A 14,239-nucleotide genomic window follows, 5' to 3' on the forward strand; every position below is an offset into this window, starting at 1 on the left:
CAAAGTCGCCTAGTAAACTTGCAAAAGCACAACATTTATAATGGGGAAACTCAACTCAATGATGAAATCCTCAAGAAAATTTAACACCAGTATAAAGATTCCACGAACCATTATCCGAGAACGATACAATACTATATTGAATTCCTTCATTATTCTTCAACCATTAAATGAAGGAACTCCTTCCTCCTCATAAAATAGTACTAATCGTTTTACCCCAATGATCTCTCCTCCACATCATCTTCACAATAAATAATGTCTTCTTTACACTTCAGGCATTAGAAATGGACTTAAAAAAGTCATTAGTAAAAACAAGGAATTGTATCCTGACTTATTTGAAAAATAGATGGGGTGAAAAACATGAATATTCAGTTACAATTAATGAAGGTATACTCTAACCGTTTTCTACAAACTCCAGAAGAGATATCTGAATTTGAAGTTGCCTTAGAGCAGCTTATTTCTGGTGGTGATACCTCATTAATAAGTGACCTTTGTAAAGTCTTTGAAGATGGAACAGAAAACCATGAGGTCATGTTTAGTTTAGTACATAGTGTAGAGTTTCTTTATAAGAAAAATTTAGAAGAAGGACTGAAATTAATTGCGATAGCTGTTCCAAAAGTAATCTTCAATGCTAAAGAGTGGATGGAGGTTATACACTATAGAATCCTAAACCACCCGGAAGTGAGGTTGGTGTATGGTAAGGTGCTTTCTAAGATAGATTTGAGTATCAGACTTCAAATTATAGATTTATTAAATGATATTAAAAATGAAGACCCTGACATGTTTGGTAACTCTGTAGATGAAGTAATGATGAAGATATAATATGAATCACTGGTCTCGGACGGTTCTTATGACTCATTTAAAAATTGAAATAAATTTCCACGAAAAATATTAGTCAAAGAAACAAATAAGCTAAACCCTCAGTTGATTTATAGATGATGATGTGTTCTTTATAAAGAATTAATAAGCATATGATAGAATACCTTAGTTTTTTAAAGAAAAATCTAATTTTATTATACTATTTGACTTAATACGAAAGTTTCTATTCTTCCCAAAGAAACATATAATAAAGTTACGTTCTTTAAAAAGAACGATATTATTATTCATTTTCTCTAAAACGCGCTTGTTTTTAGTTTCAAATGATAACTGCTGTTATTGGTTTATTTCGAAGGCTCACTATTACTTTATTCATTCAAGGTTTATAACAGGAGGGTATCAAAATGGCTATCTTAATAACCGGTGGTGCAGGATATATTGGAAGTCATACATGCGTTCAGCTAATAAGCCAGGGATATAAGATCGTAGTAGTAGATAGCCTTTCCAATAGCAATATAGAATCGCTAAATCGAGTAAGTGAACTAACGGATACTGAGTTTCCTTTTTATAATGTGAATTTATTAGATCCTGATTCGCTTGAAAGAGTATTTGAAGAAAATCATATCGATTCTGTTATTCATTTTGCAGGGTTAAAAGCGGTAGGAGAATCTGTTTTGAGACCACTTGATTACTATCATAATAATCTAACTGGGACTTTTAATTTGTGCAAGGTAATGGAAAAATTCCATGTTAAGAAAATCGTATTTAGTTCATCTGCCACTGTATATGGTAACCCTAAATTGGTGCCTATTAAGGAAGATGCGCCCTTAAGTGCAACAAGTCCTTATGGACAAACAAAGCTAATGACTGAACAGGTGTTACGAGATTTATTCGAAGCTGATTCGGGGTGGAGCATCGCACTCTTACGCTATTTCAATCCGATTGGTGCTCATCTAAGTGGTCGGATTGGTGAGGATCCAACTGGTATTCCCAATAACTTAATGCCATTTATCAGTCAGGTAGCCATTGGTAAACTCGATCAGCTTAGTATTTATGGTAATGATTATGCCACGGTTGATGGCACTGGTGTGCGTGACTATATTCACGTGGTAGATTTAGCAAAGGGGCATATAAAAGCTCTTGAACATCTTATGGGTACTACAGGAGTAGAAGCTTTTAACTTAGGTACAGGGAAAGGATATAGCGTACTTCAAATGGTAAAAGCATTCGAAAAAGCTACTCGTACAGCTATAACTTATTCAATTGCACCACGTCGTCCAGGTGACATAGCCGAATGTTATGCCGATTCAACTAAAGCAAAGAAAGTGCTAGGCTGGGTGGCTGAAAAGGAAATAGAAGAAATGTGCCGCGATACATGGCGCTGGCAGCAAAGGAATCCACATGGCTATAAGCATGATCAGGTCCTTACCTGATCATGCTTGATTATTTATCTATTCTATAGGTTTACAGGTGAATTACTTTCTCATAAATCGGGTTTCATACAAAACTTCAAAGACAGTGTAAAAGCTGCGGTTCATGACTCAATTAAATAATACTCCACAAAAAAATTAACCGAAGCCCTTAATCAAACGTTTGATTAAGGGCTTCTTTACGTTTAATAGATCGTCCGTCTTTTGAATTATACTACTGGACGATAATCAGTCTGATAACAAGACAACTACTTTATGGAAGAAAATCTATCTTTTATCATTTTCAGTCTAAAAGTTCCTAATTTCATACCGATATACTAGTGTGAGGGAATTATATGGAAAAGAATAGTTCTAAAGACTCCGTTATATCGTCTTTAAAACGAGTGAGTGAAGTAAGATATTTTCTGTATAAACTATTTTTATTATGTGGAAGGGGGAAGAATGAATTGAGTTTTTGTACCGAGTGTGGACAACCTCTTAAAGAAAACAATGCGTTTTGTACGGAGTGTGGCTCACCTCAAGGAGAAAGTAAGGAGCAGAATCCAGAGGCAGTAGAAGTGAAAAAAGAAAGACAACCACTTTCACGCAAAAAGAAAATAAGTTTACTAGCAAGTGGTATTACGATCGCCTGTTTGATCATCGCCCATTTTGTCATCACGTCAATGACGGACCCTATGAACAAAGTAAAGGCAATGGATCGAGCGATCAGCGAGGAAGAGACGGAAGCGTTTTTTGACGAGGTTAATCTTGATCAATCCGCACTTATTAATAAAGATCATTACTTACAGTATATAAAAGAATCTGGTTGGGAAGAGATCCGTCTTCAACTTATTGCAATGGAAGAAGCTGATTACGCATTTGATACGACAATCAGAGATAGCAATGGGAACCAGGTTTTTATTGTGAAGAAAAAGGCCTTGATCCCAGGGGTTTACTATACATATGCTTTTGACGCAATTCCGAATGAAGTGCTTGTAAGTAGTAATGTTGAAGAGGCTACCATCACCATTGGCAAGCAATCTAGTGATGCGAAAGAAGTCGGTGAAGAAATGTCGTTTGGAAAAGCTTATCCGGGTGAATTTGACGTTAGTGGAACAGCTAGTAATCCTTTCGGGAAATTCACTTATGAAGATACGGTGGAACTGATGACGCATGGGAATGAACCAATTTCTATACCGATTGAATTCTCAGGATTCATGCTTTCTTATGATACAAATGTTCCAGAATCTACATTGTTTATCGATGGAAAAAGCACAAAGAAAACACTATCAGAGTTTGATGCACTTGGCCCTTTTCCGGACGATAAGAATGTCGTGATGCATGCTGAATGGAAAGACAGCGATGGAGAAGTTCATAAAACGGATGATATTAATCAGTATGAGGATAACTGGGGAACGTTAGAGTTTGAATTTGCTATTGATGAAGATGCTGTTGTTGCGTCTACCTTAGAGAAAGTGGGCGAAGATACGGTTGAAAATAGCGACAGCGCTGAAGATCATGTCCTGAATTTTCGTCAAGCTTATGAAAATGCATTAAATTCTCGAGATTATAGTATCATTTCTCCTTTTTTACTTAGTAAGAGTCCAGCAGACAAAGAATTAAAGAAATATATTGGCGATCTACAGGACAAGGGTTATTCGTACGAGTTTACTGATAATACGGTAACGGCTACAGAAGATCTCGGAGAAGGGATGTATTCTGTTTCCACAAACGAGATATTCGTTTTCACTAATCATCTTAATGAACAAATTCATTACGATCGGGAGAAAACGTACTATCTAAGTAAAGAAGAAGATGGGCTTAAGATTACTAAGATTGTGATTAAAGATACAGATCGGAACGATCTTTAGAGAACAAAAACTAAATAAAGGATTGGTGATAGGATGTATTGTTCAAATTGTGGAGCTGTATACGAAGAAAATGCAAAGTTTTGTGGTGGTTGTGGAGGTCAACTTAATGCTAATGCAAATGAAGCGGCTCAGTTAAATCAACAGCAAGTGACTCAGCAAATGACGGCTGCAACTGCTAGTACTACTGGTACAGCAAACAACGAATACCTCGAAAAAGGAAAACAAATCAGCAAGAACTTTTTCTCATTTGCACTAGAAGCTTTCAAAGGACCGATGGCTGCCAGTCATAAGGTAACAGACTCGGATAAGATAAATGGAATAATCGCTCATCTATTATTTGCATTTTTGCTTCCATTCTTTTCATATATGACAACGAAAAACGTAACGAATAGTATTACTAATGGATTTTCTCCTGGTGCTTCTGTGCCAATTCCATTCGGAGCAATCGTTATTCAACCATTTATTTATATTCTTATCTTTCTTGCAGTATTCACGGCCGTCAATTTTGGTGTAGCGAAATTAATGAGAGCCGATCTATCGTTTATGAATGTGATGACGCGTTTTGGCGTCTTCATTGTTATCCCTGCATCACTATTACTAGTAGCAGTGTTGTTCGCGTTTATTTCTGCTAGTTTTCTAAGTGCTTTATTCTTCTTTCTTGGATTAGGTCTCTTTACAGTTTCAAGTACTTCACTACTCTTTTCTTTAAAAGAGAAAGCGAGTGGTGGATTAGATGTGTATTACGGTTTAATCATCACGAATGTGGTTATGTTTATCTTCTTTGCAGTTGTTCTAATGACGGTTATGGAAAATATTATTGATCAAATGGGTAGTATGGTGCCTTTTGGATTCTAGGAGGTTTCTGCGACTATTCTATTAATGAATAAGTAATAGGAACAATGCAAATCAGCCTACTTAGTAATTTACCTATAGAAGTGGGAAGAAGCATTTTATTCGTCGTGTGGTACAGAAGTTAAAACGTAAGCCCGTGTCGAAAAAGAGAAAGCCGTTTACAACGAAATATATTTTTCTAATATAGTGAAATGTACAAGGGTATATTAAAGGTGGTAAATAATGAAGAGTAAAATTAAGTTTGTTATGTTATTGGGGTTATTAGGTATGTTGCTTACGGGGTGTGGAAGTATTGATCAGTCATCCATGGAAAGCACTGCACAAACTTTTGTGCAAGCAGTAATAGATGGCGATGAAGAAGTTTTGAATACAATCAATAAATCGGACGAATGGTCATGGCCAACGAATTATGTACTATCCGAGCTTGGACCAGATTTTTCTGGTAGATCATTAGATGAATTCACCTTCACTGTAAATAAAGAGCGTAGTCTAGTTATGTTTGAAAGTGAAGATGAAGAAATTAAGAAGGCTGCGAGATTTAAACCTGTAGGAGAAAAGTATTATTTTATGGATATGAGTTCAACATGGAGCTTTGAATAATCTAGACTGAAAACATAATATGGTTGTATGAGGCATAGGGAAGGTTATACTCCTTGTGCCTTTTTTATATGGCAATTATGTAACTATAATTCTCACACAAGAAGAGGTATTCACATTTATAAAAATCAATATAGAGATATAGTTATACCTGAAAGAAGAGGTAGTTCACAAGGTGAAATAAAGAATTGATTTTTTTCAAAAGGTTGAATCAGCAGAAACGTCTCCACTGATTCAATTCTCTCTTACTCTGTTATCTTCAACAAAGCCGCATAAGTATTAATTCTACCTCTTTGATACAAAGTACCTGTCCCATTTATCGATACAGTTGTGGTCTGAATCGCGTTAAGAACGTTGTTCACGTTCGAGTCTAGGGAGAGCATGAGTGCTGCGAGACCAGCTACGAAAGGCCCGGCCATTGATGTGCCTGATAAAGAGCCATAGCTTGTTCCTCCCTGGCTATTTGCATAAGTAGGAAGTGTTGATAAGATATTGACTCCGGGAGCTGCAACATCGACCCAGGAAGCACCGTGATTTGAGAACGAAGCCTTTGTATCGTCCTGGTTTAAGGCTGCGACGCTAAGGCATTGTACATAAGCGGCTGGGTAGAAAAGGTTGCTTGAGTTTTGATTACCAGCGGCTGCAACGCTAAGTACGCCATTATCTTTCGCGTATTGAAGGGCGTTTTGAAGAGTAGCGCTTGCTAAAGTACCTCCGAGACTTAAGTTGATGACTTTGGCACCATTTTGAGTTGCATAAACGACGCCTTGTGCCACATCGCTGAAAGCACCGCTTCCACTGTCGTCTAACACTTTTATATTCATAATCTTAGGATTAATCGCAAGTCCAGCAACGCCAAGGTCATTTCTTGTTGTAGCAGCTGCGATGCCTGCAACGTGTGTGCCGTGACCATTCAAGTCCTGTACTGTGGATGACGCTGAGAAATTGTGACTTAAGATCACCTTGTCCACTAAATCAGGGTGATTCGTTTGGACGCCAGTGTCGAGAATCGCAATATTTACTAACGTTGAACCACGTGTAACGTTCCATGCTCGTGTAGAGTTTATCTTAAGAAGGCCCCATTGTTGAGGGAAAAGTGGATCGTTCGGTGTGAGCTGAGCACTTAGAATGCCATCGTATTCAACATAACGAACTCCTGAGAAGTTTGAGAGAATCGTCATTTTGATGTTCAAAAGTGAAGGAAGGACTGAAACAACGTAGACATTCAGTACAGGGATTGTATCAATAACTGTAAGACCTCCAACTTGTTGGATGATCTGTAATGCCGTACTTGGAGATACCCCAGATTGAAACCCTATGACAATTCGATTAGGATAATAATTCATTGTAATCGATAACACCTCCTATGTTGGTAACTGCATTACTAGTTTATTCAGTAGAGTGATAGATTGTTTGGGTGATTGAGGGAAATAGGTAGTTAATGGTCTAGGAAATGGATAATTGTTGAGTTTTAGCCCTTTCCTCATGTGTGGAAAGGGCTATTTTAATATTCTTTTTTCCATTTTATAGAGATACCACATTAGAGACGGTATTCTAAACTTAGAATTTTCTAGAGGGGGGGGATAATGTGGGGAAAAGAAAATCAAATGTAATTTTTTTAATCATATTAATAAGTAGCATCTTCATGCTTCCGGTAAGTGCGATTGCGAACAGTGGAGGAATAGACTACGATAATTCGGATTTAGTAGATTCAAATACAACAAGTTCTAACCAGGAATCTAGTAAAGAAAATGAGACGAATAGTTGGTGGATTCCAAACTGGTTTGAGAGTACGATGGATAGTACGAAAAAAACGATAGGTAGCACCTGGAATGGTATAAAAGAGGTTGCTAGTGGAGGCTTCGATTTAATAAAAGATAAAACCACCGAAGGCCTTAAGTGGGTCGGTGACAAGTTGCATGGAATCGGTGAGTGGTGGAGTGAACGTTCAGTATTAGAGAAGTCGCTTATTATTCTTGGAGCGGGTGCAACGATATTAACTGGGGGTGTTGCTCTCGGTGTTATTTCTGCAGGTGCTGCGGTTGTTGCAGGTATCGGTGGAGCTGTCAGCTATGGTCTTATGAAAGGGTTGATTATTAAATATGAGTATATTAAATAATTTAAGTGATAGTTTCAATATTGATTCATCACAGATTCCTTCTACAGAAGAAGAAATAAACAAACTGAAAGAATTTTGTACAATAAATGTCCCACTTGATTATATTGAATTAATACGTGAAGCTACAGAAATTGAAATGAATGTAGATAACAAAATGTATATCAGAATTTGGGGTGCTTTAGGATCTATTGAAATGAACGAGGCGTATAACATACAACAATATATACCTGCATCTCTTGCTGTAGGAGATGATGAAGGTGGGAGAGCATTAATTTATCTTAACGGGAAAAGCGGATACGGATTATATTTGATTGGATTTGGTGATTTAGATATAGAAGGTGCGGAGTATGTTGCGCCTTCTCTCGAAGAATTATTGACTAGAAATTATGGAATAAACCAATTAATGATAGATTGAGTGTTACAGTATGTTATATAAATTGATCTAAAATTTTACTAGGAGAAATCTTAATGAGCCTTTGCCGTTTCCTTTCAAGTTATATTTCGTGCGAAGATGATAAATTATCAATTAAAGACCATAAATTTTACAACTTAGAAGAACCAACTATAAAAAGTGCAGAGGGTAGAATGGGGATCCAGCTTCCAGACGAATTAAAAACTTTTTATAATGAAATAGGGTATGGTTTTATAAATCGGGGGTCTAGTGCTATCAATAGGTTGATAGATCCTGAGAGTGTTGCTGATATAAGGCTTAAGGAAGACGTTTATGAATTCGATCCAGATCTCGATATTTATACTGATTCCAATAAACTAGTATTTTTTGAAGCGGTGGAAGGCCTTTACCTCTCCATTTCACTAAGTAATAGAGGGACAAGCCCAATTTATTATATTGATACTAAAATTGCTGATTCATTGGAAGAGTTCTTAAGGAAAATAGACGAAGAAGAAGATTATTTTTATAATTTAATATAATCGAATTCTCAGGTGAAATTGATTGAGGTTTTGAGCTATTTTCAATAGAAAAGGGTTGGAACAAGTTGTATGGAGGACCTGTTAAAGCTAAGCATTGAGAAAGTTATGAACGAATTGTTAGCAGATCCAGACAGTATCATCTATGGTGAGCTAAATAGGGGTATAGAAAAATCTGTAGAAAATAACATCACACCTATAGACTATTATTATTTCCTTAAGTTATCAGATGGTGCTAGGTGTGGGGCAATTGATATTTGGTCATATGAAGAGTTGCCTTCGCATCAATTTCGTGTCTCAGATTTTTCAGGTGGTCATGAAAAGTGGATTGAAGTAGGGCAGGTCTTATTTGAACCGTTAGTCATTCATAAAGAATCTGAGGCAGTTTATCTCTATCAATCCGAGCAATTATTGAAAGTCGCGGATAATTTTGAAGAATTCATTCTTACCTTTGCTTTTGGAGATAAATATGAAGAGCTAATACCTGACTCATATTTCGACGAATGGTTTCTATTACTTAAGCGATTAGATTTAGCATAATTAAAGAAATAAAAACCAGGTAGCTAAACCATACAGTTAGCATACCTGGCTTTAAATCTATGACCTATTTACTGATTCCCATCAGCCTCCTGCAATCATCCGAGCAAGTTGACCACAGAGAAGAGCAGCATACGTTCCGACAACGTTACCGAGTATCCCCATCAATAATCCAACAGGAGCTAACGCTGGTTGGAAGACGGAAGCGACGATCGGAGCGGAGCTTGTTCCACCGATATTTCCTTGTGACCCAACGGCTACGAAGAACAATGGTGCACGGAAGAGGCGAGCAGCGGCAAAGATGAACAGGATGTGAATTGCGAGCCACACCAATCCCATCAGAATAAACTGAGGAGCTTGAACGATGTCCATCAAGTTTGCCTGAGCACCGATTGCGGTTAGGAATAAGTAGATGCCCATATAACCGAATTTACTAGCACCGTAGTACTCAAGATTACGAACCTTCGTAAAGGATAGAAGAATACCAACGGCTGTAATGATAAGGAATGTCCATGTTGACGTGCTCATTACATCTGATTTTGGAATGAATGACAGGTCGGCAAATAGACGAATCAAGTACGATCCAGCAACACCAATTGCAAGGATTCCAAACAGCTGTGGCAATTGGAGGGGCTTGGAATTTTCCTCTACGTCTGTTGCAATATCTTCATTGACACGTTTGATGGTGGAGTTGTCTGCCTTGTTCCATTTGTTAAAGCGTTCCTGGTAACTAGCAAGTGAAATCATCACACCCATCCAGCCGATTCCAACGAGCGTATCTGTTAAGATAATCGGACTAAGGATATCGTCTGGAGTTTTGAATGCTTCAATCATCGCACCCATGTTTCCAGATCCACCGATCCAGCTTCCTGCTAGAGCGCCGACACCGCGCCACGCTTCATCTGGAAGAATACCTTGGAAAAGTGCGAATGAAATGGGTCCACCTACAACGACTCCAAGTGTTCCGGCTAAGAATACGAGGATGGCTTTACCGCCAAGCTTGAACGTTGCCGGCACATTTGTACTGATCATTAACAGCAAAAGACCTGCTGGGAGCATGTATGTGCTCAAGAAGCTGTACAAGTCTGAACTTTGAGGGATAATACCGAACGTCGTAGAGAGCATCGGTAAGAAATACATCCAGATCAACGGTGGTAAATAGCCGAAGAACTTTTTAATCGGTCCATATTGAACTGTCGAAAGCATAAATACAATTCCGACAATTGCGATTAAATAAGCAAAAATTGCCATGGGTTCTTGTATAAGGGCTTGTGCAAGTATCATGTTGTGTCTCTCCTTTTCTATACATTCTTTCGAGGTAGTAATAATGGGTTAAAAAGCCACATTCAAAAAGTATAGCACAGAGAAGGGATATAGAGACAGGTCTATGTTCGTTTTCAGTGTTTATTGAATGGAACACAGTGAATCAGCAGAACTGTCGCGCTAATTCGAGTTAGGTTCGGCAACATTGATGATAGGTTGGAGGGATTTTTTATGGATAATAGTAAGTTAAGAAGATTAGAACTGCAGATCACATCTACCATTCCATTGATAGAAAGAGAGTATAACAATAACCCTTCCGATATGGTGAGGTTGATACACAAGAGATTTATAGATGCGCAAAACATTTTAAAGAATCGAAACAAGCGTGAGGTTGCGAAAGAAGATTTCTATCTAGATGGTTCTTCAAGAGCTTTTCTGGAGGTATCTTCTGATTACGGTTGCCTTTTGTTAGAAGAATTGGGGAAAGCTGAGAAAATATTCGTAGAGGTATTTTCTTGAATTTAGTAGTCGGGGAGTTAGAAATTCAAAGAAAACAAGCTAGGGGCATTACTATCAAGATAAACTAAGGGAGAGGTTAATCAAACGTTTGATTAACCTTCTTCTTTGATTATAGATATAGAGAACTAACTGCCAAACGGCTCTTTGAATTAGCAAAATGCTTCCGTTAGTTTAACTAACCTTTCTGAAACTGTTCGTCCAACTCCCGCACTTTATCATACGACTCTTTTAGATGATCAGGAATGAATTTGCGCCCAAACTCCCAGGCATTTTCTTCAATGCTAGCGAGAAGCTTTTGTTGAACCTCTTCATCCTCATACATTAAGATTCTCAAGTCATGTCTGTGTTTTTTAAAATCTAAATAATACCCGATCTCATGATAGAGAAGGATAAGTGCGATGTTTTCTTCATTTTCTTTTAAGCCAACATTTACTTTTGCGACATACCCGTTTATTTCTAAATAATTAAACTTAATCGTATTTGTTGATACATTGTAACTCATTGGAGATTTCAGGTCGTTGTTGAATTCATAATTGATATCTAACTGGTGCTTTTCCAATGTATCTTTAATGATCTTTTCAACATCCCATATATATAACATGTTTTTATCACTACCTTTTTGTGAAGCTTTGCCCTATTTTAAACCATCAACTGTTATATTCCCACTATTTTTTAGCTGAAACGGTATAGGTTAGCATGACAACATGAAAGAGGCAGTTTTCAATCAAACGTTTGATTGAAAACTGCCTCTTTTTGTTAAACCAATATAATCCACAAAATCATCGTAAACACAATTGCCGTCAAACCTTGAACGAGCGTAGCCATCGTCTGAGCTTTATACGCATCGGTGACTTTCATGCCGCTAAATTCCTTCACAACCCAGAAGTAGCTATCGTTCACATGACTGACCACCATGGCGCCTGCACCTACTGCCATGACAACGAGTGCTAATGGAATGGCACCATCGATTCCCATTTCAGGTAGTAATGGGGCGATGAGTGTAGAGGTTACAACGATTGCTGCGGTTGATGAACCTTGTGCAGATTTCAATGCTGCTGCAATGATGAACGGAATGACCAAGACAAATACGCCGCTTAAAAGTCCACCGTCTGCTAGCCCTTGAATCAACCCTGCGACAGGAGTGGCTTTAATGACTGAGCCAAATGCTCCCCCGGCACCTGTGATGAGTAGAATTGGAGCGGCATCTTTGATGCCGTCAGCTACCCAACCGGTTAACGTTTCTTCATTTAGTTTAGGCATTAGCGTAAAGGAGATGACTACCCCGACCAGAAGTGCTACAACTGGTGATCCAAGAAAGAGTAAAATGTTTGCAAATGTTCCGGACCAACCTGCGAAGCTAACGAATGAACCTAGTCCGATCAACAGAATCGGAAGTAGAATTGGCGCGAATGATTTCGCAGTGGATGGAAGTTCTCCAAATCCTTTGACGATCTCATCGTAATTAAGTCCTTCACTATCATGTTCGTCTTCAATTTCAATTTTGCTAGCGACTTTGATCGCCCATACGTAACCGACCAATATTGTTGGGATCGCAACGATGAAACCGATCATGATAATCGTTCCTAAATAATCACTCGCACCTATGTTTCCGGCGGCAGCGATCGGCCCTGGAGTCGGTGGTACTAGCGTGTGCGTCGCATATAAACCAGTAGCTAGCGCAACGCTCATAGAAGCTAATGCCACTTTTGCTTTCTTTGCAAGCGCTTTCTTTAAACTGGATAAAATAACGTAACCAGAGTCGCAAAAGACGGGAATACTGACGATCGCGCCGATCAATGACATCGCTAACTGCGGTCGCTTTTCCCCCACGAGTCTGAGTACAACTTCTGCCATCCGTAGTGCTGCTCCGGATCTTTCAAGAATTGTACCGATGATGGTACCGGCTACGATAACAATCCCGATGTATCCCATTAATCCACCGAATCCACCATTCACGGCTTCGATGACGTCTGGAAGTGGAAGCCCTGCTAGGAGTCCAACGCCAAAGGCTGCGAAGAGTAAGGATAGAAATGGGTGTAGCTTCAGTTTGGCAGTTGCAAATACGATGAATCCTACTCCTAATAAAATCACAAGAAATAATAATGGTCCTTGCATAATTCATCCCCCTTAATGGTTAGGTTTAAGCAATCTCGCAATGTTTCTAGTCTGGTTAAACAATAAGGTTTGGGCATTTTCGATACAGTCATCTAATGATATCGGTCCAGCTGTAATTGAAAAACAGCTCGTAAAATAATCATAGAGTTGTTCATATCCTTTACCGAGTGATCCAGATAGTAGAATCGTTCTTACACCGTTTTCGCTTGCTGATTTTGCGATGAAGGCGGGGACTTTTCCATAGAGAGTTTGGTAGTCACTCTGGCCTTCCCCCGTAATCACCCAATCTGCTTGCCTGATCTTATCGATTAATCCGGTCGTTTTCGCAACGATTTCTGATCCTGACATAAGATCCCCTTTTAGTAAAAGAAAGGCAAAACCAAGCCCGCCTGCTGCACCAGAACCTTCTTTGTGCTGATAGGACTCACATAGGTGATCTTCAATCACGTCAGCATAGTGCTTGAGGGCCTTATCCAGAGTGGTGATTTTTTCTTCAGTGGCTCCTTTTTGTGGACCAAAGATAGCAGAAGCACCGAGCTCGCCACATAGAGGATTGTCGACATCACTCGCAATTTTGAAGTGACACTCGTTCACGGATGGGTGAATTGTTGTAAAATCTACTTTCTGTACCCTTTCAACATCAGAACCATAAGGTGAGACTGCTTGTCCTTCTGAATCGTGAAACGTAACTCCTAATGCTTGAAGCATGCCGAGGCCACCATCATTGGTAGCGCTTCCGCCTAACCCAATAATAAAATCTTTGAATCCGTCATCGATCGCTTGGAGAATCGCCTCTCCGATCCCGAACGACGTCGTGTTGAGCGGATCGCGCTTAGACGTGGGGACGAGTGGTAAGCCTGCGATATTAGCGACTTCGATCACGACCGTCTTTCCATCGCCGAGAACGCCGTATTCTGAAGTGATCGGTGTACCAAGCGGTCCTGTGACTTCGATAGGAATCTGCTTCCCATTCGTAGCGAACGTGAGCGTTCTGAGCGTTCCTTCTCCGCCATCAGCCATCGGAATGACGTCGACCGTTGCTTCTGGCATTTCTTTCTCGAAAGCTTCTTTCATCGTTGTTCCAACTTCTAATGCAGTTAAGCTGCCTTTGTAGGAGTCAGGAGCAATCAATATATTCATTCAGAACACCTTTTTCAGTATATTTTGACTTCTATCCTTATTTAACTATAAACAATGCATGAATAACAATGGCATTA

Annotated in this window: 15 protein-coding genes; 10 read left to right on the forward strand and 5 right to left on the reverse strand. The window is 38.9% G+C overall.

Going from position 1 to position 14,239, the window contains the following annotated elements; all coding sequences use genetic code 11:
• Positions 1 to 357 precede the first annotated feature (357 nt).
• The 5 genes from SJY16_RS02685 (at position 358) to SJY16_RS02705 (ending at position 5,545) form a co-directional block, all read left to right on the forward strand.
• Positions 358 to 819: an Imm30 family immunity protein gene (locus tag SJY16_RS02685; protein WP_377887525.1), complete on the forward strand. Its 462-nt coding sequence runs from the start codon at positions 358 to 360 to the stop codon at positions 817 to 819.
• A gap of 398 nt (positions 820 to 1,217) precedes the next feature.
• Complete coding sequence (gene galE, locus SJY16_RS02690; RefSeq protein ID WP_377887526.1) at positions 1,218 to 2,246, forward strand: UDP-glucose 4-epimerase GalE; 1,029 nt, start codon at positions 1,218 to 1,220, stop codon at positions 2,244 to 2,246.
• Between the two features lie 443 nt (positions 2,247 to 2,689).
• Positions 2,690 to 4,093 carry a TcaA NTF2-like domain-containing protein gene (locus SJY16_RS02695; protein WP_377887527.1) on the forward strand — a complete coding sequence of 468 codons (1,404 nt, stop codon included), beginning with the start codon at positions 2,690 to 2,692 and terminating at the stop codon, positions 4,091 to 4,093.
• Positions 4,094 to 4,126: 33 nt separating this feature from the next.
• Positions 4,127 to 4,948, forward strand: coding sequence for a zinc-ribbon domain-containing protein (locus SJY16_RS02700; RefSeq protein ID WP_377887528.1), 822 nt, complete (start codon positions 4,127 to 4,129; stop codon positions 4,946 to 4,948).
• Between the two features lie 219 nt (positions 4,949 to 5,167).
• Entirely contained in the window at positions 5,168 to 5,545 is a 378-nt protein-coding gene (locus tag SJY16_RS02705) for a hypothetical protein (protein WP_377887529.1), read from the forward strand.
• Between the two features lie 242 nt (positions 5,546 to 5,787).
• On the opposite strand, the gene SJY16_RS02710 is transcribed toward SJY16_RS02705, so the two are convergent.
• Positions 5,788 to 6,888, reverse strand: a complete 1,101-nt coding sequence (locus SJY16_RS02710) for a S8 family peptidase (RefSeq protein ID WP_377887530.1) — start codon at positions 6,886 to 6,888, stop codon at positions 5,788 to 5,790.
• Positions 6,889 to 7,130: 242 nt separating this feature from the next.
• Here SJY16_RS02710 and SJY16_RS02715 point away from each other — a divergent pair, with 242 nt between their 5' ends.
• The 4 genes from SJY16_RS02715 to SJY16_RS02730 all read left to right on the forward strand — a co-directional run bounded on the left by SJY16_RS02715 (position 7,131) and on the right by SJY16_RS02730 (position 9,128).
• Positions 7,131 to 7,661, forward strand: a complete 531-nt coding sequence (locus tag SJY16_RS02715; RefSeq protein WP_377887531.1) for a hypothetical protein — start codon at positions 7,131 to 7,133, stop codon at positions 7,659 to 7,661.
• Entirely contained in the window at positions 7,645 to 8,076 is a 432-nt protein-coding gene (locus SJY16_RS02720; protein ID WP_377887532.1) for an SMI1/KNR4 family protein, read from the forward strand. The genes SJY16_RS02715 and SJY16_RS02720 overlap by 17 nt, the downstream gene beginning before the upstream one ends.
• A gap of 53 nt (positions 8,077 to 8,129) precedes the next feature.
• Positions 8,130 to 8,591, forward strand: coding sequence for an SMI1/KNR4 family protein (locus SJY16_RS02725; RefSeq protein WP_377887533.1), 462 nt, complete (start codon positions 8,130 to 8,132; stop codon positions 8,589 to 8,591).
• 69 nt (positions 8,592 to 8,660) lie between these two features.
• The gene (locus SJY16_RS02730; RefSeq protein WP_377887534.1) at positions 8,661 to 9,128 is read left to right on the forward strand and encodes a hypothetical protein; all 468 of its coding nucleotides are present in this window, start codon (positions 8,661 to 8,663) and stop codon (positions 9,126 to 9,128) included.
• A gap of 81 nt (positions 9,129 to 9,209) precedes the next feature.
• Here SJY16_RS02730 and SJY16_RS02735 read toward each other — a convergent pair whose 3' ends face one another.
• On the reverse strand, positions 9,210 to 10,409 hold the full coding sequence (locus SJY16_RS02735; protein ID WP_377887535.1) for a DUF819 family protein: 1,200 nt from the start codon (positions 10,407 to 10,409) through the stop codon (positions 9,210 to 9,212).
• A gap of 210 nt (positions 10,410 to 10,619) precedes the next feature.
• On the opposite strand from SJY16_RS02735, the gene SJY16_RS02740 reads away from it, so the two are divergent.
• Positions 10,620 to 10,907, forward strand: coding sequence for a hypothetical protein (locus SJY16_RS02740; protein ID WP_377887536.1), 288 nt, complete (start codon positions 10,620 to 10,622; stop codon positions 10,905 to 10,907).
• Positions 10,908 to 11,082: 175 nt separating this feature from the next.
• On the opposite strand, the gene SJY16_RS02745 is transcribed toward SJY16_RS02740, so the two are convergent.
• The 3 genes from SJY16_RS02745 to SJY16_RS02755 form a co-directional block, all read right to left on the reverse strand.
• The gene (locus SJY16_RS02745) at positions 11,083 to 11,508 is read right to left on the reverse strand and encodes a hypothetical protein (RefSeq protein WP_377887537.1); all 426 of its coding nucleotides are present in this window, start codon (positions 11,506 to 11,508) and stop codon (positions 11,083 to 11,085) included.
• A 155-nt stretch (positions 11,509 to 11,663) separates the two neighbouring features.
• Positions 11,664 to 13,022: a GntP family permease gene (locus SJY16_RS02750; RefSeq protein WP_377887538.1), complete on the reverse strand. Its 1,359-nt coding sequence runs from the start codon at positions 13,020 to 13,022 to the stop codon at positions 11,664 to 11,666.
• Between the two features lie 12 nt (positions 13,023 to 13,034).
• Entirely contained in the window at positions 13,035 to 14,162 is a 1,128-nt protein-coding gene (locus SJY16_RS02755) for a glycerate kinase (RefSeq protein WP_377887539.1), read from the reverse strand.
• Positions 14,163 to 14,239 lie beyond the last annotated feature (77 nt).

Source organism: Alkalihalobacillus sp. R86527 (genome assembly GCF_042466185.1).
Taxonomy (GTDB): domain Bacteria; phylum Bacillota; class Bacilli; order Bacillales; family Guptibacillaceae; genus Guptibacillus.